This is a genomic window from Anaerobutyricum hallii DSM 3353 (genome assembly GCF_000173975.1).
GTDB classification, from domain to species: domain Bacteria; phylum Bacillota; class Clostridia; order Lachnospirales; family Lachnospiraceae; genus Anaerobutyricum; species Anaerobutyricum hallii.
In genome coordinates this window covers 37,360-62,152 of the sequence record NZ_ACEP01000088.1, presented here as the reverse complement: position 1 = coordinate 62,152, position 24,793 = coordinate 37,360, and the positions used below count along the sequence as shown (strand labels likewise).

Annotated in this window: 18 protein-coding genes and 2 pseudogenes; 4 read left to right on the top strand and 16 right to left on the bottom strand. The window is 40.2% G+C overall.

The window, feature by feature from the left end; translation table 11 throughout:
- Nucleotides 1-15: 15 nt before the first annotated feature.
- A complete protein-coding gene (locus EUBHAL_RS08675) occupies nucleotides 16-1,428 on the bottom strand; it encodes an FAD-binding oxidoreductase (RefSeq protein ID WP_005348134.1) in 1,413 nt (470 codons plus the stop codon).
- Nucleotides 1,429-1,616: 188 nt separating this feature from the next.
- A complete protein-coding gene (locus EUBHAL_RS08670; RefSeq protein WP_005348132.1) occupies nucleotides 1,617-3,152 on the bottom strand; it encodes an L-lactate permease in 1,536 nt (511 codons plus the stop codon).
- Between the two features lie 584 nt (nucleotides 3,153-3,736).
- Here EUBHAL_RS08670 and EUBHAL_RS08665 point away from each other — a divergent pair.
- Complete coding sequence (locus tag EUBHAL_RS08665) at nucleotides 3,737-4,228, top strand: acyl-CoA thioesterase (protein ID WP_005348129.1); 492 nt, start codon at nucleotides 3,737-3,739, stop codon at nucleotides 4,226-4,228.
- A gap of 311 nt (nucleotides 4,229-4,539) precedes the next feature.
- Here EUBHAL_RS08665 and EUBHAL_RS08660 read toward each other — a convergent pair whose 3' ends face one another.
- A complete protein-coding gene (locus tag EUBHAL_RS08660; RefSeq protein WP_005348127.1) occupies nucleotides 4,540-5,772 on the bottom strand; it encodes a LacI family DNA-binding transcriptional regulator in 1,233 nt (410 codons plus the stop codon).
- 464 nt (nucleotides 5,773-6,236) lie between these two features.
- Here EUBHAL_RS08660 and EUBHAL_RS08655 point away from each other — a divergent pair, with 464 nt between their 5' ends.
- Nucleotides 6,237-7,595, top strand: coding sequence for a sn-glycerol-1-phosphate dehydrogenase (locus EUBHAL_RS08655; RefSeq protein ID WP_005348126.1), 1,359 nt, complete (start codon nucleotides 6,237-6,239; stop codon nucleotides 7,593-7,595).
- Nucleotides 7,596-7,706: 111 nt separating this feature from the next.
- Entirely contained in the window at nucleotides 7,707-9,377 is a 1,671-nt protein-coding gene (locus tag EUBHAL_RS08650; protein WP_044922742.1) for a ribulokinase, read from the top strand.
- Nucleotides 9,378-9,575: 198 nt separating this feature from the next.
- Here the strand turns inward: EUBHAL_RS08650 and EUBHAL_RS08645 are convergent, their stop codons facing one another.
- Together EUBHAL_RS08645 and EUBHAL_RS16850 are read right to left on the bottom strand one after the other, a co-directional pair.
- On the bottom strand, nucleotides 9,576-14,141 hold the full coding sequence (locus tag EUBHAL_RS08645) for an acyl-CoA dehydratase activase (RefSeq protein ID WP_044922739.1): 4,566 nt from the start codon (nucleotides 14,139-14,141) through the stop codon (nucleotides 9,576-9,578).
- A gap of 41 nt (nucleotides 14,142-14,182) precedes the next feature.
- Nucleotides 14,183-14,266: pseudogene (locus EUBHAL_RS16850) on the bottom strand (DUF6783 domain-containing protein); the annotation flags it as partial.
- Between EUBHAL_RS16850 and EUBHAL_RS16845 the strand changes: the two are divergent.
- Nucleotides 14,234-14,512: pseudogene (locus EUBHAL_RS16845) on the top strand (DUF6783 domain-containing protein). The pseudogenes EUBHAL_RS16850 and EUBHAL_RS16845 sit on opposite strands and share 33 nt — an antisense overlap.
- 89 nt (nucleotides 14,513-14,601) lie before the next feature.
- Here the strand turns inward: EUBHAL_RS16845 and EUBHAL_RS08640 are convergent.
- From EUBHAL_RS08640 to EUBHAL_RS08590, 11 genes are all read right to left on the bottom strand, one after another.
- Complete coding sequence (locus EUBHAL_RS08640; RefSeq protein ID WP_005348113.1) at nucleotides 14,602-14,919, bottom strand: AzlD domain-containing protein; 318 nt, start codon at nucleotides 14,917-14,919, stop codon at nucleotides 14,602-14,604.
- Nucleotides 14,909-15,610 (bottom strand): AzlC family ABC transporter permease, encoded by a 702-nt coding sequence (locus EUBHAL_RS08635; protein ID WP_005348111.1) that lies wholly within the window; start codon nucleotides 15,608-15,610, stop codon nucleotides 14,909-14,911. The genes EUBHAL_RS08640 and EUBHAL_RS08635 overlap by 11 nt, the downstream gene beginning before the upstream one ends.
- 66 nt (nucleotides 15,611-15,676) lie before the next feature.
- Complete coding sequence (gene purD / locus EUBHAL_RS08630) at nucleotides 15,677-16,954, bottom strand: phosphoribosylamine--glycine ligase (RefSeq protein WP_005348109.1); 1,278 nt, start codon at nucleotides 16,952-16,954, stop codon at nucleotides 15,677-15,679.
- Nucleotides 16,955-17,077: 123 nt separating this feature from the next.
- Entirely contained in the window at nucleotides 17,078-17,704 is a 627-nt protein-coding gene (purN, locus tag EUBHAL_RS08625; RefSeq protein WP_005348107.1) for a phosphoribosylglycinamide formyltransferase, read from the bottom strand.
- Complete coding sequence (purM, locus tag EUBHAL_RS08620) at nucleotides 17,698-18,723, bottom strand: phosphoribosylformylglycinamidine cyclo-ligase (RefSeq protein ID WP_005348106.1); 1,026 nt, start codon at nucleotides 18,721-18,723, stop codon at nucleotides 17,698-17,700. Before purM ends, purN begins: the two co-directional genes overlap by 7 nt.
- Before the next feature lie 93 nt (nucleotides 18,724-18,816).
- Nucleotides 18,817-19,329, bottom strand: a complete 513-nt coding sequence (gene purE / locus EUBHAL_RS08615) for a 5-(carboxyamino)imidazole ribonucleotide mutase (protein WP_005348104.1) — start codon at nucleotides 19,327-19,329, stop codon at nucleotides 18,817-18,819.
- A 29-nt stretch (nucleotides 19,330-19,358) separates the two neighbouring features.
- Nucleotides 19,359-20,285: an orotidine-5'-phosphate decarboxylase gene (pyrF, locus tag EUBHAL_RS08610; RefSeq protein WP_005348103.1), complete on the bottom strand. Its 927-nt coding sequence runs from the start codon at nucleotides 20,283-20,285 to the stop codon at nucleotides 19,359-19,361.
- Between the two features lie 95 nt (nucleotides 20,286-20,380).
- Entirely contained in the window at nucleotides 20,381-21,649 is a 1,269-nt protein-coding gene (locus tag EUBHAL_RS08605; protein WP_005348101.1) for a dihydroorotase, read from the bottom strand.
- Between the two features lie 148 nt (nucleotides 21,650-21,797).
- A complete protein-coding gene (locus EUBHAL_RS08600) occupies nucleotides 21,798-23,918 on the bottom strand; it encodes an aminopeptidase (RefSeq protein WP_005348099.1) in 2,121 nt (706 codons plus the stop codon).
- A 45-nt stretch (nucleotides 23,919-23,963) separates the two neighbouring features.
- On the bottom strand, nucleotides 23,964-24,269 hold the full coding sequence (locus EUBHAL_RS08595) for a hypothetical protein (protein WP_005348097.1): 306 nt from the start codon (nucleotides 24,267-24,269) through the stop codon (nucleotides 23,964-23,966).
- Nucleotides 24,270-24,303: 34 nt separating this feature from the next.
- Nucleotides 24,304-24,786 carry a VanZ family protein gene (locus EUBHAL_RS08590; RefSeq protein WP_005348095.1) on the bottom strand — a complete coding sequence of 161 codons (483 nt, stop codon included), beginning with the start codon at nucleotides 24,784-24,786 and terminating at the stop codon, nucleotides 24,304-24,306.
- Nucleotides 24,787-24,793: the final 7 nt, after the last annotated feature.

Below are 24,793 nucleotides of genomic sequence, written 5' to 3'. Positions count from 1 at the left end.
TCTTCCTCCTTAATATTACAGACGGTAGCAAACTTTGCCTGGATTTAAAATCATCTTAGGGTCAAATACTCTCTTGATGCCTTCCATAATCGCCATGTTTGTTTCTCCAACAGAATCAACAAGATATTTTACTTTACCTGAGCCGATTCCATGTTCACCGGAAACAAGACCGCCGCAATTTGTTGCTTCTTTATAAATAATGTCAAAGAATTTATCTACTCTCTTCTTGAACTCTTCTTCTTCCAGATCATTGGAACACTGGTAAATATGAAGGTTTCCATCTCCGGCATGTCCGAAGGATTTGATAACAAGACCACATTCTTCTCCGGTCTTATTTACAAATGTAAGGTATTCTGCAATCTTATTAACAGGTACAACTACGTCACACTCGTCAAGAAGCTTTGTTTCTTCCATGATAGCCTCTAAGAAAGAAGAACGTGCTGCCCATGCATCTTTCATCTTAGCAGATGTATCAGCTACTAATACATCAATTGCTCCTGCTTCTAATACAAGCTCTGCAGCCTGCTCGATCAATGCGTCTACTTCATCTTCACTGTTACCATCTAATGTGACAAGAAGATATGCACCAATCTGAACTCCTTCTAATTCCTGTGGGAATACGGACTTTCCAATGTAACGCTCGGAAGCAAGTACGATTTCTCTTTCCATGAACTCGATTGCCTGTGGGTTCATGTGAGCCATCTTAAATTTAGGTACAGTTGCAAGTGCTGTCTCTAAGTCTTCGTAAGGAATAATTAAAGATGCAACAGCCTTTGGTGCTGGGATAATCTTTAATGTTAATTCTGTGATGATACCGAGTGTTCCTTCAGAACCAATCATAAGGTTTAATAAGGAATATCCTGAAGATGTTTTGGAAACAGTTGCTCCAAGATGTGTAATCTCACCAGTTGGTAATACAACAGTCATTGCTCTTACGTAATCACGTGTTGCTCCATATTTAACAGCTCTCATACCACCTGCGTTTGTTGCTACGTTACCACCAACACATGCGAACTTTTCACCTGGATCTGGTGGATATAACATTCCTTTGGACTGGCAATCCTCTGCTAAATCATTTAACAAAACACCTGCTTCAATCTCAACAACGAAGTTTTCCATATCGTAGGATTTAATCTTGTTCATTTTAGAGATATCAATTAAAACGCCGCCATATAATGGAACTGCTCCACCTGCAAGACCAGTACCAGCTCCTCTAGGTGTTACAGGAATATTATTCTCATAACAAATCTTCATTACTGCTGCAACTTCCTCTGTAGAACGTGGCTGTACTGCTAAATCTGGCATATGCGTACCATAAATCGGCATCTCGTCTTTCGCATAGTCCGGATTAATCTCTTCTCCTAAGAAGACATTATTGGAAACTTTTTTAATTTCTTCGATAATTTCCGGTGTCAACTGATTGTACATATTTCTACCTCCTAATCATTTCCTTCTTTATATTTGAAATAATAAAGTTCTTAAATTAAATCATTTTTACTTTTCAGCCCATATCAATATCTTTAAACCATCTGGTTTCATCTGATTCATCCATGTTCATTTTACAAATGTTCATCAAAATGCCACTACATATGAACTATCTTTCACAAATTTATCTGTTAGAATCCTGCCATAGAACCTGCATAGCAGATAATTCCGGCAATGACTACATATATTACAAAATACTTAAATACTTTTCTTAAAATCTCACTCTCAGAACCAACGGCTCCGATAGCACCTGCTCCAATCGCGATACCCTGTGGACAAATCATCTTTCCGATGCCGGCTCCCATAACATTTGCCGCTGCCATCCAGGAAGGATTCAGTCCAAGAGAAATCGCTGTCTGACTCTGTAATCCACCAAATAATACACAGGTAGATGTTCCTGAACCGGTAACAAATGCTCCTAACGCTCCAACTAATGGAGAAATGAGCGGGTAAAACGGTCCTGCTACAACAACTAATGCTGCTGCGATATCAGAAATCATTCCGCTGTAACCCATAATCTTAGCTGTTGCCATAACACAACAGATAGTAAGAATTGTCTTCCAGTATTTCTTTAACGTTTCTATGAGAACCTTTCCCATTGTTCCAAAGGACGCTCCCTGAATCAGTCCACCGATAATCGCTGCGATAAAAATCATAATGCCCGGTGTATTAATCCAGCTAAAGGAAAGAGATCCTGGGTTGTCGCCTGCATATACGGTGACAGTTGTCTTTATGTCTGCAATCAGATTATGGATTGGCGGACATAATGTTGATGTAAACATTAACAGTAAGAAGATTAAGATGAATGGACTCCAAGCTTTCACTCCTTCTGAAGCGGTAAATCCACTGCTTTGTTCTTCTCCTGATAACTGTACTCTGTACTCTGGTTCTGGATTCTTATTTAAGAATCTTGCTGCTGCAACCATGCATATCATGGAAATAATAGAACCGATAATGTTAGGAAGTTCACATCCGATTACCTGTGCTGCAATGAACCACGGTACGGTAAATGATAACGAAGCAATTAAAACCATTGGCAATACACTCTTTAACGCCTTAAATCCTTTTCCTACGATAAATACCATGAAGAATGGAGATAAGAATGTTAAGATTACCTGAATCAATGCAACGCTTCCTGATAACTGTAAAGCATCAAGGTTTGTTACTGATGCAAGTGTTACTGTCGGAACTCCAACGGAACCAAATGCAGTTGGTGTGGAGTTAACAACTAAACAGGCAATAACCGAAAGAATCGGATTAATACCAATCGCTGCCAACATCGATGCCGGAATCGCTACCGCTGTTCCGAATCCAGCCATTCCCTCCATGAAATTACCGAACCCCCATCCGATAATCAGAAGTAATACTCTCTGGTCAACGGAAACACTGGCAAGCATCTTCTTAATTAATTCCATCGCTCCAGTTTCCAATGTCAGGTTATATGTAAACAAAGCTGCTACAATAACCAGGCAGATTGGCCATAGTGCATTAAGTATTCCCTCAAGTCCTGCGGTTGCAGTACATATGAGACTTAACTTCCAGTAACCTGCTGCTAATACTGCTGTGATTGCCAATGCAATCAGACAAGCTTTATGGCCTGCAATTTTTAGTACACTCAGTGCGATAATCAGCCATAAAATGGGCAGTATTGCTAAAAAAAACTTCAAAAACAACGATACAGCACCTCCTCTGCATACCCCTTAATGGGTCACCCAATGTTTATATTTGTATTATATCATTTATCTAAAATAATGCAATAGTTTTTGTTTTTTTCGGCATTATAGTGTATTTTGACAATATTTTTTTGGTATAAATTTTTAAATTGGACTCCCCAATTTGTGCACCCTTCACAATGGGTCACCCACTTTTTAAAGCAGGTTGCACAATAGATTACTCTTTTGTTGCGTTTTTTACTTGTTTCATGGTCGATTTTCGGATTTTTGTTTCTTTTGTTCTATATTTGAGAAATGAATGCTATTTTTTTGTTATTTTGACACCTCTAAGACTCCAGTTTTCAGGCGAATGGATGCTCCAAAAAGCGTCTCCCCACTTTGCAGGTTAAACAAAGTTTTGTGAATGTGGGTATGATTAGCAGCCAATATAATAGTAAATACTTTAGCATTGATTTTTTGAGATATCGGACTATCTTCAACTTTAAATTGATAATCCAATATGGATACGATATAATTTTCTTAACACTATAAATTATATTGCCAAGTCACCTAACACGACATTCTTGGGAGGTTTGTTTATGAATTTTCGTGCAAAAACTGTAAAAGAATCTATTGTTGAAACTGTTCACATTATCCGTCCATCGGATCTTAACGATGCTGGTCGCCTTTTTGGAGGTGTTTTGATGCAATGGATTGACGAAGTTGCTGCTCTTGTGGCAAAGCGTCATTCCCAGATGAATGTTACAACTGCTTCTGTTGATAATCTTCAGTTCTTACATGGGGCATTTCAAAGAGATGTTATCGTTATTATTGGAAGAGTTACGCATGTCGGACATACTTCTATGGAGGTAAAAGTAGAAACTTATGTAGAGAATACGGACGGGGAAAGAGCATTAATTAATCGTGCTTTTCTCACCTTGATTGGTCTAGGCCCAGATAACCGTCCTACTACGCTTCCACGTCTTATTTTAGAATCGGAAGAAGACCGAAAAGAGTGGGAGCGGGCAGAAATCCGACGATCTCTTCGGAGAAAACAGAGGGAGGAAGGCTTCCACTTCTATGGAGAGTAAATATGAATTTGCCGCAGGCAAAGAGACGCCCCCGAAGAGAGTCTAGGCCACAAATATAGGGGGCTAGACTCTCTTCGGGGGCTGTGCTTTGGCTGGGGAGGGAAATTCTATTTATTGCTGGAGGGATTTGAATAGGCTCCAGAAGGATGTGGCTTTCTGTGGAGTTGTTTTTTGAAGGACTGATACTTGAATTATTGTTGTAGTATGCTGAAAACACTTCAAAAAAAGACATCATCCATAGGACATAATGTCTGAATCTGGGCGTGGTATTGTCATAAACTTTACCACAGCACAGAAATCCGGGAATTAAATCATCTTCTCCCCGTGGAATGTCTCACTATTAACTGGGGTTCATATTCCAATCGCATTATCGGACGTTTCTTTTCTCTTTTACCATCTTTTTGTTCCATGCGGTTTTTCTGATTCATAAGCATTGATACGGCGTAAGCTCCTTTTTCCCCGATACAGTGGTCGATCGTGGTGAGGGAGATTCCTGAAAAAGAGGCTACAAGGGTATTATCAAATCCGCAGACGGAGAAATCTTCCGGGATTCGGTAGCCGAGGCTTGTAATTGCATCCATAATTCCGATTGCCACAAAGTCATTGGTTCCGACAAAGGCAGTAATATTTTCCAGACCTGTCTCTTTAACGTCTTCTTTATTTTCTATAGCGTGTTTTGATGAAATATCTTCTTGCTTTATTTTTTCAATCTTCTCCACTTTCTTTTTTTCTTTCAAAATTTGTACTGCTTCACTATCTTCTTTCTTTTTATATAAAAGTTCTTCTCGTTTTTTGAAATATTTTCTTGTAAGTCCATATCCGGTGTCATAATGCTTATTTCCTGTGATAGTTTCCTGGTCTTCTCTTTTTCCTGAAACGACATGAATCATAGCCGGATCAAAGCCCTGTCTTTCATATTCTTCCTGCATTCCTTCCAAACGTCTGCGTCTTGGCACTTCTATAGAGGATAAAGGGGTAGTCATATAACCAATATCCCGATGTCCTAATTCTAAAAGATGTGCAGCAATAAGCCGGCCGGACTTTTTACTGTCTAATTCTAATAATTCTATTTTTAAGTCTGAATTATGGTCGTTAATGAGGACTAACGGAACCTTTCCATGCAAATGATTCAGGGAAGTTACTGCTCTTGGGGCATAGGTATAGATCACACCATAAAATCCCGTGTCTGCCGCCATATTCAGATAATATTCTTCCCGTTCTTTGGAGCGGTTTGTGTATGCAGTAAGAGTACACAATCCATGTTCCTGTGCTTCCTGTGTGATAAATTGAATTAATGTTGTGTAATACTGTGTTGCAAGGGACGGACACATAATCATAATTGTATCATTCGTTCCTGTCTTTTTTCGTTTCGCTCTTGCCTTGTACTCGTATCCCATTTCTTTGGCAGTACGCTTTACTCGCTCAATTGTTTCTGGAGCAAAATGGATATCTTTTCTGCCGCTTAATATCATCGAAACTGCCGACTGGGATACAAAACATGCTTTTGCGATGTCTCTTGTTGTAGTTCGTTTTTTTTCGTTCATTCTATACTTCCTCTACATTATATTCTCTGTAAATTTATTTTACTTTAAGCAAAAACATTTTCCATATCTTCATGACATACTCTCCACCTGCAGGACACCTCTGAAAAAGGATAAATCAAAACTGTATTTCTATCTTTATTTCTCTTTGTACCGCATATCGCTAATCATTTTTTAAAAATTAATCAGAATCACACCGCTCTCCCATTTTCCTTTTGATTAGTAATCAAACCAACTGGTTTTCTCCTGTTTTTCCATGCATTTTTACTAATCATTTTCTTGATTAATTGTACTATGATTTTGATTAGTAATCAACGGTTTCCGCCCATATTGACGGATGATTTTTTGTGAGTATACTGAGAAATATCAAAACAACAACACAGTATTTACCCGTCATTTTAATCACCCCATTACATAATAGACAGGTAAAAAAACATACAAAACAATACATATGGAGGTTATTTATCATGGCAAAAAAAATCAATTTAAACGACTACTTAGGTCACAGCATGGATTGCACATGCGGAAAAGAACATAAGACAAATCTTAAAATTGTAGATATCGATAAAGATGCCGTAAGCCGTCTTCCAAAACACATTGAAGCGCTTGGATATAAGAAACCTTTCCTCGTTGCTGATGTAAATACATGGGCGGCTGCCGGAGCATTGGCAGCTGAAAAGTTAGATGTGGCTGGTATTTCCTATAAAAAATACATTTTTAATGAGAAAGAACTGATTCCTGACGAAAAAACTCTCGGTTCTTTAATGATGGCATTTTCCAGAGATTGTGACGTTATTGTTGCTGTTGGCTCCGGAACGTTAAATGACCTTTGCAAATTCTCCAGTTTCCAGCTTGGGCTTGACTACATGGTATTCGCTACCGCTCCTTCTATGGACGGTTTTGTATCAATTGGAGCTGCCCTCATCACAAATTATGTAAAAACTACTTACCAGGCTCATGTTCCTCTGGCAGTCATTGGAGATACGGATATTCTCGCTGCCGCACCGATGGAAATGATTACGGCAGGTCTTGGAGATATTCTTGGAAAATACACCTGCCTTTTAGACTGGAAAATGGCACACATTATCACAGGAGAATATTATTGCAGCCATATTGCAGATATGGTAAAAGAGGCTGTAGAAATCGTTGTGGAAGAAAGTACACGAATTAAAGACCGCAACCCTGATGCTGTAAAGGCAGTTACAGAAGCTCTCGTATTAAGCGGTATCGCTATGAGTTTTGTCGGCAATTCCCGTCCGGCTTCCGGAAGCGAACATCATCTTTCTCATTACTGGGAAATGAAGTTCCAGGCAGAAGGCAAAAAACCAATTTTACACGGTATCAAAGTTGGTATCGGTATGATTGCTGTCACAAAAATGTATGAAACCTTGGAAAATGAACAGTTTGATTTTGCCTCTTTAAAAGAACGCTCCTTTGATTATGCCGCATGGGAGAAAAAGGTAAAAGACTGCTATCAGGATGCCGCTCCCGGCATTATCGCTTTAGAAGAAAAAGCACAAAAAAATAATCTGGATAAACGAAATAAACGACTTGCTATCCTTGAAGAAAAATGGCCGGAAATCTTACGCACTATAAAAGAAAGCCTGCCTTCCTCAGCTGAAATGGAAAAACTGCTCGCAAGTCTTGGTGCACCAATTAATCCGGCACAGATTGGCGTATCTTCAGAACTCGTAGAAGATGCGGTTATCCTTGCAAAAGAAGTACGCGACCGTTTCACCTTATTGCAGGTTCTCTGGGACACAGGATTACTGGATGAGTATGCAAAAATGATTGCGGCTTATTTTGGGGAGAAGGCTAACTGTTAAGTTTATTAAGAGACGAAACTAAGGAATCAAAAACCATGTCTTGTAAATATTTTCGCGCTCTGATATTATTTATATACATACAAAAAATAACATGAAGGGAGAATGTACAAAATGAGTAAATATGCAATTGGGGTAGATTATGGAACACTTTCTGTAAGAGCACTGCTTGTAAACATTGAAACTGGCGAGGAGGCCGCTACTAGTGTTTACGAATATCCACACGGGGTTATGGAGGAACATCTTCCTACAGGAGAAAGACTTCCTTCTGGCTGGGCTTTACAGGAGCCACAGGACTATGTAGAGGGATTAATTATCACAATCCGTAACGTCCTTGCTGAAAAAAAGGTACTTCCAGAAGAAGTAATCGGTATCGGCGTTGACTTTACTTCCTCTACTGTTATTCCAGTAAAAGCAGACCGCACACCACTTTGTCACCTTGAAAAGTTCACACATAACCCTCATTCTTATGTAAAACTGTGGAAACATCACGGAGCAGAAGAAGAGGCTCTTCAAATTGACCGTATCGCAAAAGAACGTGAAGAAAAATGGCTTCCTCTTTACGGTGGAAAGGTATCCAGCGAATGGATGATCCCTAAGATTTTAGAAACTTTACATCACGCACCAGATGTTTATAAAGAAGCAGACCGTTTTATGGAAGCTCTTGACTGGATTATCTGGCAGATGACTGGAGAAGAAACAAGAAGTGCCTGCGGCGCTGGTTACAAAGCATTTTATCGTCATGACAGCGGATATCCAACAAAAGATTTCTTTAAAGCACTCGATCCTGCTATGGAAAATATCGTAGAAGAAAAACTCGATGCTCCAATTAAGTCTATCGGTGAAACTGCTGGATATTTAACAGATTCTATGGCAAGAGAACTCGGTCTTTTAGCCGGCACCCCTGTTGGAACAGGTATCATTGATGCACACTCTTCTCTTCCTGGCTGTGGAATCGGAACACCTGGCACCATGATGATTATCGTTGGAACTTCTTCCTGCCATATGATGCTTTCTGAAACAGAAGCAGGTATCGCCGGTGTTGGCGGACTTGTAAAAGACGGTATTATGCCTGGATACTTTGGATACGAAGCTGGACAGTGCTGTGTAGGTGATCATTTTGCATGGTTTACTGATAACTGCGTGCCAGAAAGCTATGAACAAGAAGCACGCTCCCGCGGTATCTCCATCCATCAGCTTCTCACAGAGAAATTAGCTGGTTACAAAGCTGGACAGAGTGGTTTATTAGCACTCGACTGGTTCAACGGTGTTCGTTCTCCATTAATGGACTTTAACTTAAACGGTCTCATTATGGGTATGAACCTTCTTACAAAACCAGAGGAAATTTACCTTTCTTTAATCGAAGCAACTGCTTACGGTACCCGCATGATTATCGAACAGTTTGAAGATGCTGGTGTTCCTGTAAACGCACTCGTATTAAGTGGTGGAATTCCTGCAAAGAACAAGATGCTCGTTCAGATCTACTCTGATGTCTGCAACAAAGAAATCCGTATTTCTGGCACAGATCAGGCAAGTGCACTCGGTGCTGCCATCCTTGGTATCGCTGCTGCTCCAGAACGCATTACTGGATTTAAAAATGCAAATGAAGCCGCAGAAAAACTTGGAAAGGTTCGCGATGAGGTTTATAAACCAAACCCAGATAATGTAGCGGTTTATGATAAGCTGTATCAGGAATATAAGACATTACATAAATATTTTGGAACTGGAGAAAATGATGTAATGAAGAGACTTAACAAAATCCGCGAAGACAGATTAAGTGAATAGATCCTTACTGATTTGTGAGTCTGCAAGGCAGACGAACTCCTAAAGCTAAATAGAGCATATTTGTGACTTTAGTCGCGGCAGTTTGAATGTTCGCTTATGCGCTCGCATTCAACGCGCCGCGACTAAAATCACAAATATGGCTTATGAAGTTCGCTGGCTTCGTCTGTAGTTCGCTTAATGAATTAAATAGTAATTCTATTAGCAATAGCTTTCCTGTTTGTGTATCTTGCCTTTTTTCACTGTTTCCTTTTTATTTTCTTTCTTCTGGACAACACTCACTCTCCTTTTTGCCTGCTTCGCATTCATGACAAGCATCTGCAGACGGTTCTCAATATTTGCAAAGCTTACGTCCGGATCATAGTCGAGTGGAAGTATCTGTACATCTGGGTAGATTTCTTTTAATTTTTTGGTGATTCCTCGTCCTACTACATGGTTTGGAAGGCATCCAAATGGCTGGAGGATGAGGAAGAATTTGCAGCCATGTTTGGCATGATGCAGAATTTCTCCTGGAATTAATACACCTTCTCCAGCATCGAAGGTATGGTGAATGATTGGGTCGCTGTCTTTTACGAGTTCATCCATTCGGCAGGCTGGTTCGTAGAGCGGATGTTCTTTGGCAATGGAGTCTGTCAATTTATGGGCAAAGTCAAAGATGGTATCTGCGGTACGGTACCATACCTTCTGGTCAATCGGTTTATTTAAGTGATATTCTTTTATCTGGGCATCCTGATAGAAGTAAGTTTTGCGAATAACATCTGTCATTCTTGCCTCAATAATTTCAAATCCATTTTCTTCTAAGTATGCTTCGATATCGTGATTTGCTCCCGGATGGAAGTTTAGGAGGTACTCTCCGACAATTAATACCTGCTGTTTTAAGTAGGTGCGGTCATATCGAACTTTTTTCATGATTGTGATTGCCTTTTTAAAGCCCTTTCTTGCTCCTGCAATTCCGTGTTTTTCAAGGCCTTCGATTACTTCATCTAAGGCTTTTTCAAATGCGACATCTGCATCTCCTTTTGTCAGTTCATATGGACGGATTTTTCGAAGAAGTTCCTCTAATACATCGATCATTGGCAGGGCAAATGCAATTCTTGCTGCGGATAAAATGTTCATTTTAAAGCCAGGATGCATATCATGGGAATCGGCATCATCGTTGGTCAGTATTGGAACATCGGCATATCCAGCATCATCTAAGGCTTTTCTTAATAAAGCGCCATAGTGTGTCAGACGGCAGTCTCCCACATATTTTCCCATACCGATGGCAACTTTCTGTCCATCATATTTGCCACTTCTAAGTGCCGCTAAAGCTTCGCCGATAACAATCTGTGCCGGGAAACAAATGTCATTATGTACATACTGTTTTCCAAGACGGATAGCTTCTTCTCGTCCAATATCTAATGGAATGGCCTTGATTCCCTGTGTGGAAAGTGCCGCAGACATGACACGGCAGAACGCGTGAGAAGTATTTGGCACAAGTACAACTCTTTCTTTACGGCTTTCTTTTGTAAATTTCACTGGATATGGCTCTGCTAATGGTTTTACTTCATGGACTAACTTTTTCTCTCGGCCCATTTCTACCGTTTCTAAGAAAGAGCGGACACGGATTCCCAAAGGTCCTTGAATATCACTTTCATCCACCTTTAAAATGAGCGGTGTTTTACCGGAAATTTCTTTCATCATACGGACAATCTCATCGGATAAATACGCATCATGACCGCAGCCGAAACTTACAACCTGCACATATTCAAGATTCTCGCTCTGCGCTGCTAAAATCGCAGAAGATAACATTCTCGCATGATAATTATTTACCACATCAATACGACTTCGGTGAAGGTCTGTGCGATTCACTTCTGGTAAAGAATCCGCGGTAAGTACTGGGATTCCCGCCTTTGTAAACATTAGCGGGAGGTCATGATTTACCAATGCATCGTTCTGATATGGACGGGAGGCCAGTACTACGGCAAACTTTCCTGCTTTTTGTACATCTTCAAGGACTTTTGCTCCTGCCTTTTTCAGTTCTGTATCAAAACTCTTTTGTGCCGCATCTCCTGCTTTTATGGCTGCTAAAGTTTCTTCTTTTGTAATTCCAAAAGTTTCACTCATATACGCAACAAGCTGTTTCTGGCGGTCTTTTTTCGTATACCAGTGAAACAATGGTGCGTCATATGGCACACCCCATTTTTCAGATGGATTATCTGAGTTTCTTATGACGATTGGATATCCTTTTACAACTGCACACATAGACTGGCTGGTTTCTTCCGTATTTTCCGTTGGAACTGTTGTTACGGATGGCATGAAGATTCGGTCTACTTTATGCTTTACAAGATTTCTTATATGACCATGTACCAGCTTTGCAGGGAAACATACGGTGTCCGATGTTACTGCAGAAAGTCCATCCTCATACATTTTTCTTGTACTTTTATCTGAAATGCGTACTGTATATCCCAATGCCTGCCAAAAGGTTTTCCAGAATGGCATGGTATCCCAGTAGGATAATACTCTTGGCAAACCGATGACTTCTGTTCTCTGCTTTGTGCTTTCTTTTCCATGTTCTTTGATGTTTTCCCCGACATGTTCTGTAGAATGTTCATTTTTATATGTATTCGAAAGATTATGTGGATAATCTTTAAATAACAGCTCTTCTCTTATCTTATAAAGGTTTGGCACTGCATTTACCTTTTGCAGTTTTTCTTTTACCTGCCGGTTTACTTCTTTATCCTTTGGATTACCGATAACCTCTCCACGCTCACAACGATTATTTGTCACCCAGGAATTTCCGTTAGAAAACTTCACAATCGTTCTGTTACAGTGGTTTCCGCAGAATGGACATGGGGAATTAGCATCCTGTGTATAAGAAAAAGTATCTAAGTTCTGTAAATCCCAGATTTCTTCTGTTTCTGGACTTTTCTCGTATTTTTCCTTTGCAATAAGAGCCATTCCAATCGCACCCATAATTCCAGGATAAGGCGCTCTTACTACATCTCTTCCCACATACTCTTCCATCGCACGAAGAACCGCATCGTTCTCAAAGGTTCCACCCTGTACAACAATCTTCTTACCAAGAGAATCCAGATTGGAAACACGGATAACTTTCGTAAATACATTCTCAATGATGGAACGGCAAAGTCCCGCCATAATGTCTTCAGAAGTTCTTCCATTTCGCTGTTCGGTGATAATACCGCTGTTCATAAATACGGTACAACGGCTTCCAAGTACCGCAGGATTCTTTGAAGAAAATGCAGTCTTTGCGATTTCTTTTGTTGGGATATGCAAAGAAGACGCAAAGTTCTCAAGGAAAGAACCACAGCCGGAAGAACAGGCTTCATTTAAAAGAATATTGGTGATAACACCATTTTCCAGCCAGATTGCCTTCATATCCTGTCCGCCAATATCCAGAATAAATGATGCATCCTGAATATATTTCTCTGCGGCTCTCGCATGAGCAACCGTTTCTACCGTATGATTCTTTATGTCAAATGCTTTAGAAAAGAGCATTTCTCCATAACCTGTTGTTCCTGCTGAAAGAATTTCAAGCTCCGCCCCTGCCTCTTTATAACGCTCTCTTAAATCAATCAGTGCCTGCTTTGCTACCTTTAATGGGTCACCCTCATTTGGTGCATAAAAAGAATCTAAGATTTCTTCATTATCAGAAAGGAGAACAAACTTCGTTGTCGTACTTCCGGCATCAATGCCAAGATAACCTCGCACAACTTCTCCTTTTTGTGGCTTTTTCCATGTAATCTTTTTCTTTTCATGCGCTTTTTCAAAGGCAGCCTTCTCTTCCACAGAAGCAAAAAATGGTCTGGCTTTCTCTTCATTTTCTAAAGAAATATTTATACCGTTTTTCTTGGCTTCTTCTTTTTGCTGCTGAATTTGTTCTAACTTCTTCAATATGTCTGCTATGGCAACTTTTTTACTGCCCGCAAACATTTCCTTTAATGATAAAGCAGCACCTGCCGCAATCATTAATTCGGGATGTTCTGGAATTAAAATATCTTCTTTTTCTAACTGTAATCTCTCAGAAAATACACGAACCAAGACCGGATTAAAAGTCAGCGGACCACCTTCAAACGCAACCGGACTCTCGATTTCAAGTCCCTGTGCCAGTCCACCGATTGTCTGCTTTGCAATCGCATGAAATGCAGAAAGTGCCAGATCTTCCTTCGCTGCTCCCTGATTCAAAAGCGGCTGAATATCCGTCTTTGCATATACGCCGCAACGACCGGAAATGTCATACACATGCTCACCCTTTGCCGCAAGTGCGTTAAATTCTTCTACCGGAACTTTTAGTACAGATGCAATTTCATCGATAAATGCTCCTGTACCACCGGCACAGCTTCCGTTCATTCGCATATCGGAAACACTTCTCATATGGTCAGTCTCGCTCTCTTTAAAGAAAATCATCTTTGCATCCTGACCACCAAGCTCAATTGCGGTTCCGACTTTCTCATACTTTTTCTGAAGTGCAATCGCATTCGCTGCTACCTCCTGTGCAAACGGAACACCCAAACTTTCCGCAATCGGCTTTGCCCCGGAACCAGTCAGACACACTCTGACTTTCTGCGCTGGCATTTTTTCATCGAACTTTTTCAATATCTCAAGTACACTCTTTAACTGATCCGCATGATGTCTCTCATAATTAGAAAATACGACTTTATAATCACTATTGCCTGTCTGCATAACCACAATCTTTGTTGTCGTGGAACCTACATCAATACCGACCAGAACTTCAGGCTGCTCTGCCTTTCTTCTTTCGTCTTTCATAAATAAATCCTTTCGTTTTATAAACATTTACTATCGCGTGTTTAAAAAATTCTTTCTGAAAGATGTGCGTTACAATTTGTGGAAGATTTCGCCTGAATGAGGACGGCGTAGCGGGCTACGTCAACTGAACGAATGCAAAATATACCGCAAATTGGGGCGTGCAGATTGCAGGAATGATTTTTCAAACACACTCTAATATAAATCTAACTTTTTGGATATTCTCAAATGTAATTTCAGTTAAAATCACTGTCGTAAAAATTGTTATAAAAATAAATAGCAGATGCCACAAAACATTGTCTGCAACCTCCACTATCAGATACAACATTGTATTATACTACGCCTTTAGAAAATATGTAAGTCTTTTTTTGTAAATTCTAGTTTGCCGCAGGCAATGAGACGCTCCCAAAGAGAGACATTTCATTCCCAGAGGGCGTCTATTTTGCCTGCGGCAAATCAGGATTTAAATCAAGGTTATGATTCCTTCTATAATAAACACTGCTGCACAGGCTCCTACCGCTACCACTATCAGGCTCTTTCTCTGATAAGCAAGCACAATAGCAACCGCCAGTCCTGCAATAGCAGAGATAAGGTTTCCTGTCGCAGTAAAAATTGCCGGAATTGTCATCGCAGCTAATACCGTATACGGGATGTAGTAGAGGAAGGAGTTAAAGAATTTATTTTTTATTTTATGTTTTACAAGTACAAGTGGAATCGCTCTTATTAAATAAGTGACGATTGCCATTACTAACAGGTATGGTAAAAATATTTTAAAACTCATCTTCGCTCACCTCCACTGGGAATAATACAGCCGCAATGAGGGATGCGACTACGGTACAGATAATGATTGCAAAACCACCGGAGAGGTCTGCAAATACCGGGATGTATTTTAAGGCTACGCTGATTGCGACGGCAATGCATACTGCTACAAACACATGGCTGTCATCTCTTGCTTTTGGTACGACAACAGCGATAAACATTCCGTAAAGTGCAACGCCTAATGCGTTTGTGATAATGGCAGGCAAAATGTTTCCAAGTAAAGCACCGCCTAATGTTCCGAGTGTCCATCCAATGATTGGAATAATGGTAAGTCCCATAAAATAGTTTCGTTTAATTTTGCCCGGATTCTGTATGGCTACGGCAAAGATTTCATCGGTGATGGCAAAGCCGAGAATCCAGCGCCAGATTCCTTTGAAGTCGTCATCGACTTTCTGCGATAATGAAATTGCCATCAGCATATATCTTAAGTTGATGATGAACTGGGACAAAGCCATCTCAACTAATGTTCCAAGTTCTGCTATAATTGTAAGTCCTGCAAACTGACCGGCAGAGGTCAGGTTTGTAAGTGAGATTAATACTGCCTCACTGACAGTTAAGTCTTTGTCTACTGCGAGAATCCCGAATGCGAAGGAAACGGCGGCATAGCCGAGTCCGATGGGGATTCCGTCTCTGATTCCCTGTTTAAAGTTCATACTTTCCCCCAACAACGACAGAGACTGCCAGCTTTCGCCCTGCAGTCTCTGTTACTACGCATATTTTTATGCTTCTACATCGTCAATCGCTTTTCCAATATCATGACGCATATATTTATTCTCGAAAGTTACCCACTCAGTTGCTGCGTAAGCATTCTTTCTTGCTTCTTTTAAATCAGAACCTTTGGCTGTTACACCGAGTACTCGTCCGCCGTTTGTAACGATGCCTTCATCTGTACGTTTTGTTCCTGCGTGGAAGCAGTAATATCCGTCATGTTTCTTGAATTCATCAAGTCCGTTAATAACATATCCTTTTTTGTAGGATACTGGATATCCATCAGAAGCAAGAACAACACAAACAGCTGCGTTATCTTCAAACTGAAGGTCGATTTCATCTAAGCGGCCATCAATGCAGGCTTCCATAACATCGATGATGTCATTTGTCATACGAGGAAGAACAACCTGTGCTTCTGGATCACCGAAACGAGCATTGTATTCGAGTACTTTCGGACCGTCTTCTGTGAGCATCAGACCTGTAAAGAGGATACCGACAAATGGTCTTCCTTCTGCAGCCATCGCATCCATCGTTGGCTGGTAAATGTATTTCTCACAGAATTCTTCTACTTCTTTTGTGTAGAAGGGACTTGGAGAAAATGTTCCCATTCCACCCGTGTTTAAGCCCTGATCACCGTCTTTGGCGCGTTTGTGATCCTGTGCGCTTGTCATGCACTTGATGGTCTTTCCATCGCAGAAAGCGAGGACTGAAACTTCGCGTCCTGTCATGAATTCTTCGATAACCATACGGTTTCCGGCATCGCCGAACTTCTTATCTTCCATGATGGTCTTTACACCATCTTTAGCCTCTTCTAATGTATTACAGATTAATACACCCTTTCCAAGTGCCAGACCGTCTGCTTTTAATACAATTGGGAACTTTGCAGTTTCAAGGTAAGCAAGTGCTGCTTCGTCAGAATCAAAGTTCTCATATTCTGCTGTTGGAATGTTGTATTTTTTCATTAAATCTTTAGAAAATGCTTTGGAACCTTCGATGATTGCCGCATTCTTTCTTGGACCAAATACGCGAAGTCCTTCTGCCTCAAAGGCATCTACAACACCGCCTACTAATGGGTCATCCATACCGATAATTGTGAGGTCGATTTCTTTTTCTTTTGCAAATGCAACCAGTTTGTCAAATTCCATAGCTCCGATGTTCACGCATTCTGCATATTCTTCAATTCCTGCATTACCCGGTGCACAGTAAATCTTATCTGCCTTTGCACTTTTAGAAACTGCCCATGCGATTGCGTGTTCTCTTCCGCCGCTGCCTACGATTAATACTTTCATCGGACTTCCTCCATTTTATGTACAATATACTCTCAAAATTCTCAACATATCTGTTCTTAAAACAATTGTTAGTTTTGAAAATTCACTACGTCTCTTCCGTTATATTCTATTTTGAAAATATTACTATTTATCAATTGTAACAACTCTGCCGTCTACATGTACCTTTCCATTCGCAATCAGATTGATTGTTTCTGGTAGGATGTTCCATTCTGCCTGTTCCATGATGCGGCGCTGTAATACTTCCGGTGTATCTCCCTGTTCTACCATAACAGGCTTTTGCATAATGATTGGACCGGTATCGGTTCCCTCATCTACAAAATGAACGGTTGCACCAGATACTTTTACGCCGCGTGCCAATGCTTTTTCGTGAACATGAAGACCATAACAGCCTTTTCCACAAAAGGATGGAATTAAGGATGGGTGGATATTAATGATCCGGTTCTCATATTCTTTGATAACACATGGAGGTACAACGACAAGATAACCAGCAAGAACAACAAGATCAATGTCTCTTTCTTTTAAGGCCTCTAAGAGTTTCTGGTTAAACTCTTCTCTTGTCTCAAAGCTCTTTGGAGACAGAAGCAGTGCTTCCGTCCCATAGTTCTTTGCACGTTCTAATGCGTAAGCACCTTCATTGTTACTGATTACGACACGAATTTCTGTATTGGTAATCTTTCCACTGTCTACCGCATCAAGAATTGCCTGCAGATTCGTACCGCCTCCAGATACTAAAACTGCAACTTTTAGCATAATGTTACTCCCTTTTCTCCTGCTTCAACAGAGCCAACAACGTAAGCTTCTTCACCAACAGCTTTCAATGCCTCAATTGCTTTCTCTGCATCTTTTGGATCAAGTGCGAGCATCATACCGATACCCATGTTGTATGTATTGTACATCATTTCTTCTGCAATATTGCCTTCTTTTGCAAGGAGACGGAAAATAGCTGGTACTTCGTAGCTGTCTTTCTTTACAACAGCACGAGCACCTTCTGGAAGCATTCTAGGAATATTTTCGTAGAATCCGCCACCTGTGATATGACTGCATCCCTTGATTGTGATTCCAGCTTCTTTTACTGCTTTTAACGCTTTTACATAAATCTTTGTTGGAGTGATGAGAGCTTCTCCTAATGTTTTTCCGAGTTCTTCTCTGTATTCGTTTAATGCTTCTTTTTCCATAGGGAATACTTTACGAACAAGAGAGTATCCATTACTGTGAATTCCAGAGGAAGCAATTCCCACAAGGACATCTCCTGCCTTAATATCTTTACCTGTAATCAGGTCTTTTTCGTCAACGATTCCTACTGCAAATCCAGCAAGATCGTACTCATCTTCCGGATAAAATCCAGGCATTTCCGCTGTCTCTCCGCCAATCAGAGCAGCTTCGGACTGCTTACATCCTTCTGCAACACCGCTTACGATGGAAGCAATCTTTTCCGGAAAGTTTTTGCCACATGCAATATAGTCAAGGAAGAATAATGGTTCTCCGCCTGCACACGCAATATCGTTCACACACATGGCAACACAGTCGATACCTACTGTATCATGTTTGTCCATAAGGAAAGCAACTTTTAACTTTGTTCCAACACCATCTGTACCAGAAACCAGTGTAGGATTCTCCATTGTCATAAACTTCTTTAAAGAAAATGCTCCAGAAAATCCACCGAGGTTTGTAAGTACCTCTGGTCGCATTGTTCCCTGCACATACTTCTTCATTAATTCTACTGATTTGTATCCAGCTTCAATATCAACTCCGGCGTTCTTATAGTCCATGACAGACTCCTTTCTTTTATCCTGTATATATTTTTTATTACTAATTATTATAATTCCCCGCCAACGAATAGCTTTCCTTCCCTTTATCGAATACTACATCTGCTTTAAATACTCTTCGTATCCAATCTCTTCAAGCTTATCGGCTTTTGCTACTACCTGATTCTTTAACTTTTCAGAGTAAGCTTTTAATCTTTCTAACAGTTCGGGATCGGATGTTGCAAGCATCTTTGCTGCAAGGATTCCGGCATTGGCTGCACCGTTAATTGCCACAGTTGCTACTGGAATGCCTGTTGGCATCTGTACGATGGAGTACAAAGAATCTACACCACCTAAATCAGATGTCTTCATTGGAATACCAATAACTGGCATTGGGAAGATTGCGGCACACATTCCTGGAAGATGTGCTGCCTTTCCAGCTCCAGCGATAATTACTTTGTAACCTTTTTCTTCTGCACCTTTTGCGTAAGCGAAAAATTCTTCTGGCTCTCTGTGTGCAGAGATGATTGTCATATCAAAGTCGATTCCAAGTTCCTTGAGTACATCGGCAGCTTTTGCCATGATTGGCATATCTGAATCGCTGCCCATTACAATACCTACTTTAGCCATTGTTCTGCTCTCCTTTATAATGATTTTACTTATTTTACAAAAGCGTTCTTTAAATCTTCCTTCATATCAAGGACTGCCTGGCGGCTGGCATCTGCATAGTCCACTGGACTAAACTTTTCTTTATAAGGGTCTTTCTGGTAAGCACAGATAATTCCACGGCTGGAGTTTACGATAGCTCCAAGTCCGTCTTCATTAAAGAATGGTGCTAAGTCCTTACCTTTTCCACCCTGTGCACCATATCCTGGTACAAGGATATAGTTCTTTGGCATAATCTTACGAAGGGCTGCTCCCATCTCTGGATATGTTGCTCCAACTACTGCTCCAACGTAACTGTAATCTTCACCCATCACTTCTTTGCCCCATTCTGCTACCTTCTCGGCAACAATCTCGTAAAGAGGCTTTCCATCAATCTCTCTATCCTGGAATTCTCCGCTGGATGGATTGGATGTCTTTACAAGGATAAATGCACCCTTATTATTCTCTTTACATACTTTTAAGAAAGGCTTTACTCCGTCAGAACCGAGATATGGGTTTACGGTTACAAAGTCTTCTGTAAATGGGGAGTATATATGCTCGCCAATCTTTACAGTTCCAACATGACCAATCGCATAGGCTTCAGAAGTAGAACCAATGTCTCCTCTCTTGATATCTCCGATGATAACAAGACCTTTGCTCTTCGCATAGTCACAAGTCTTTTTGAAGGCTTTCATTCCCTCAACACCAAACTGCTCATACATAGCAACCTGTGGCTTCACTGCCGGAATCAGGTCATAAGTTGCATCAATAATGCCCTTATTGAACTGCCAGATTGCTTCGCAGGCACCTTCTAATGTCTCTCCGTATGCAGCAAATGCATCCTTTACAAGATGCTCTGGCACATAAGAAAGCATTGGGTCAAGACCAACAACGATAGGTGCGTCTTTTTCTTTGATTCCTTTTACTAACTGATTAATCATAACTTCCTCCAGAATTGTACTGATATCTTTTTCATTCTAGCATAAATTTTTTCAGATGTACACTCACGATATGCCAAAAAACGACACGATTATTGTTAGCCGCGATATACAACTTTACCATCACAGATGGTATACTTCACTTTTCCGTATAACTGTGCACCAAGAAATGGAGAATTTTCCGCCTTCGATTCGAAAGATTCTACAGTGCGGACTTCATCCGGTGCAAAAATTACAATGTCCGCTGCCTTTCCTTCTTCTAAAGTTCCACAGTCAAATTTATAAAGTCTGGCCGGGTTCACTGTCATTTTTTCAAGAAGCTGCATCATTGTAAGATAACCTCTTTTTACAAGACTGGTAATTCCAAGAGAAAGGGAAGTTTCCAATCCGACGATCCCACTTGGTGCTTTTGTAAATTCCCTTTCTTTTTCTTCGATGGCATGAGGAGCATGATCAGTTGCAATCATATCAATCGTTCCATCTGCCAGTCCCTCGATTATCTTTGTTCTATCCCACTCGGTACGAAGTGGTGGGTTCATCTTTGCCATCGTTCCATAGTTCGGCACATCTTCTTCTGTTAATGTAAAATGATGTGGGGTTGCCTCCGCATATACTTTCGCGCCTTTCTTCTTTGCAAGGCGAACTAAGTCAACCGAACGGCCGGAAGAGATGTGCTGAATATCTACTTTAGCTCCTGTCTCAAGGGCAAGCATTACATCTCTGGCAACCATCACATCTTCGGAGATTGCCGGTGCTCCGCCAATACCCATTTTGTCAGAAATGACTCCCTTGTTCACACCATTTACTTCATTCAGTGTAGGGTCTTCTTCATGAAGTGAAATCGGCATATCGACTCTTGCTGCCGCTTCCATCGCTTTTTTGATAAACCCTGCATTGGTCAGAGGAATTCCATCGTCCGTAAATCCGCAGGTACCCGCTTCTACCATTGCATCAAAGTCTACTAATTCTTTTCCTTCAAAATTTTTTGAAACCGCTGAGGCCTGTTTTACATGGATTGGAAGGCTCTTTGTACGCTCTAAAATATCCTGAAGGACTTCTGGTGTGTCTACAATTGGTTTTGTATTTGCCATGCAAACAACAGTCGTAAATCCTCCAGCTGACGCTGCACGACTTCCTGTTTCTAAGTCTTCTTTGTACGTAAAGCCTGGGTCACGGAAATGGACATGAACATCAACAAGCCCTGGTGCAACAACACATCCTTCAGCGTTTAATTCCTCGGCTTCCTCTGCCCATTCTGGATGTTCTCCAAAGCCAATAATTTTTTCATCTTCTACCCAGATATTTGTCACTTCATCTCTTCCCGAAGCCGGGTCCATGACACGACCATTTTTGATTACTAACTTCATTGTATCTCCTCACTTTATTTTTACTTATCTTTGCAAAAATCACACTACTACTTGATTGCAACCTGCAAAGATTGTTTTTTTCAATAATTTAAAATTATTTTTCAGCACGACTTAATAACTACTCTAATAACTTTAATTACTGTATCTGTTATTTTCCCTCAAAAGGCTCATTTAACTTCAACGTACCCTCTAACACAAATCTTCCATCTAACAGAATCGGAATCTCTACGCGTTCCTCTGCTACATCATTCATAATTGGAACTTCAACAGTCTGAGCAGTAACTGCTGCAATTCTTGAAAGTTCCTCATAAGGAATCGTAATATCCGTATGACAATTAAAATACGCCTTCTTCGGATCTTCTTTTCGAAAGACGGAACATTCGTTTTCTTTTGCCACGATTTCTTTGCCATCCGGGTTATACACACGGACATCCTCGCAGTAAGAGTAGCATGTATCGCCAATAGCGATATGCGGTCCCATTTTCTCTGCGATAAGAATTGGAAGTTTCTCCATGATGCCATACTTCGCAGCCATTACATAGGCTGTTGTATTCGTTCCAATCGCACACTCTCCCATCGGAAGCGTCTCTCTGTTGTATAAAAGATTCTCCTTGATAAACTTACGTCCATCCTCTTTATCTGGGAAGTTCGCACACTCATAGTCATCTACCATACCATCTTTAAAGGTAATCTTTAAATCTTTATAACAAAGACCATTTAAATACACTTCTGTCACATGTAAAAGTCCGTTTGTCCCCTTCAATTTCGGAGAAGTAAATACTTCGCCAACTGGAATATTTACATCGGCAAGACAGTTTTCAAACTTTGTCTCTTTCTGTGCATCTTTCAAATCACAAAGAGCAACGGTAAGATTTGTCATATTCCTTCCACGACCCATGATGTGTACGGATTCTGCCTGGTCAAGAATATTGATAATATTTTGCTGGATGCCTTTATATAATTCATTATCCAGCGTATTGACTTTACGGATTTCCTCAAAAATTTCCGGGAACTTTTCTCCAATAGATGGAACTGGATAGGCAATAATCGTAAAACTTCTTTCTTCCTGATTAATAAATTCATTTAACAATTCATTCGACAAAGAAGAATATTCTACAGAAAGGCTCTGCTGACGCTCACTCAGGCGATAGCTTTCCGGCTTATTGACCGGCTCAAATGGTTCTTCTCCAAACACTTCGAAACATGCTGGTCCTGCAAAACCTGCCGCTTCCTGTTCATACTCCTCATATGCCTTTCTCATACAGCTTATCTTACGATCAACCATACGCTTATCGAGATAAATCGCATTATCAAAGCGGTGGTCATAACCATACTGTGGATTTGGATCAGAGGAAATGTATCCAATACGGAGGTTCTGTCGCTTATTTAACGTATTTAATGCCTCTCTGTAAATAACCGGCTTCAATCCCATAGCTGCAAACTGCCTGATTGCTGCACGAATGACTCTCTCAAATCCAATTGGATAACGGATATTTACTGTATCTTTTTTAGAAACATCGACTCCCTTTAATTCAAATCCTCTCTGGTACCCTTCTGTAAATGTCGCTGCAATCTGCTCGATTTCTTCGTCTGAAAGTCCATTTAAAAATTCTGCAGTTTTCAGTTCTACTTCTGAAATATAATCTCCATAAGAATACAAATACCGCAAATCTCCTAAATCAGAATCCATAATAATAGAAGTTGCGAAATCAAGTGCCGGATCAACTAACTCTCTTACTCTATAACCTGCCCAGTCATCGGCATAATCATAGAGAAACCAGTAAATCGTATCTTTAATCTGCTTATAACTTACTGTCTCATCTTCAAACATACAGTAAATCTCTAAAAACAGTTCGTTTAAAATTGTAATCTTTTCAAGATTTTGCTCGAAAACAAACGCTCTCTCAGAACGTAATTCCGTATATAAAAAACTCAGAATCCGACCAAACTCTTCTCCTAATTCCTGTACTGCAAATGCAGGATTCGCAAAAGACTTTCCGTAATTCTGAGGTAAAATATCCTGATAGAATAATTCATTTTCACTCTTCATCTGCTCAAAAGAACAGGATTTCCACACATCAGAAGAAATGCATAAAAAATCTGACGCACATTTTTCTAAAAACTGTGCAGTCTTCTTAAAATAGCGGTGAACCTGTTCCTTCATACCGTTTTTCTCTCCGGCAGCAATCTCTCCAATTCTTTCTCTTGTTAATAAAAAACGTTCTTCTACTTCTTTATTGCTCTCTTTAAATAACTCTCTATAATCCATATAAGTCTTATCATCCTCTCTTTCTATACTTTTGCATAATTATCATCACATCATAATAAATGTAATTCCAATAAAAATCGCCACAATATTAATGCAGATTCCTGATATTTTGTATTTCTGGCTAGTTTTCGCATCATCGTAGCTCATTACGCCCCAGAGAACACAAAAAAATGCAAGAATCATGAGGATACAGCCAATTAATCCCCCAATAACATTCAGTCCTCCACCGGTCACGACAGACAATATTGTTAAAATCACAAAACCTATTAAAATGATAATCCCCATAACCAATGTAATTACAGCATTCTTTGAAACCTTTTTCTCAGAAAAGGAAATATTTCTTGTATTCATACTCTGGCCTTTCCTTTCACTTACTTTTCATCTTTTAATCTTCTTCTTTCTTTTTATTCTTTGCCTTCCATTTGTGATAAATAAATCTGATAATGCAATAGATGATCCAGCCAATCAGACCACCAACCGTATTCATCATCAAATCATCTACGTCAAACACACCAACCTTTGTGATAAGCTGTAATGTCTCTATGCAAAGGCTGAATAAAAAAGCATATATAATAATCCGGATACATCCGGTTTTCTCCAATCTCCATATCGGAACTAAAAAACCTATTGGGAAAAATACAAGCAGATTGCCAAATAAGTTTAGTAAAAATGCTCCGGCAGAAACATAATTCCTGTATATAATAAAACGGCGGATTTCCTCAAAAGGAACTAAGTTATAGCGATATGTGCTATAGCCATCCCCTCGTCCAAGCCGGTCGCTGAATAAGACAAAATATATTACGACACAGCCATATAAAATCAATAATAAAAGGCTTAGAGACCCTAACCTCTTTCTGTTTTCATTCATTCCTTTC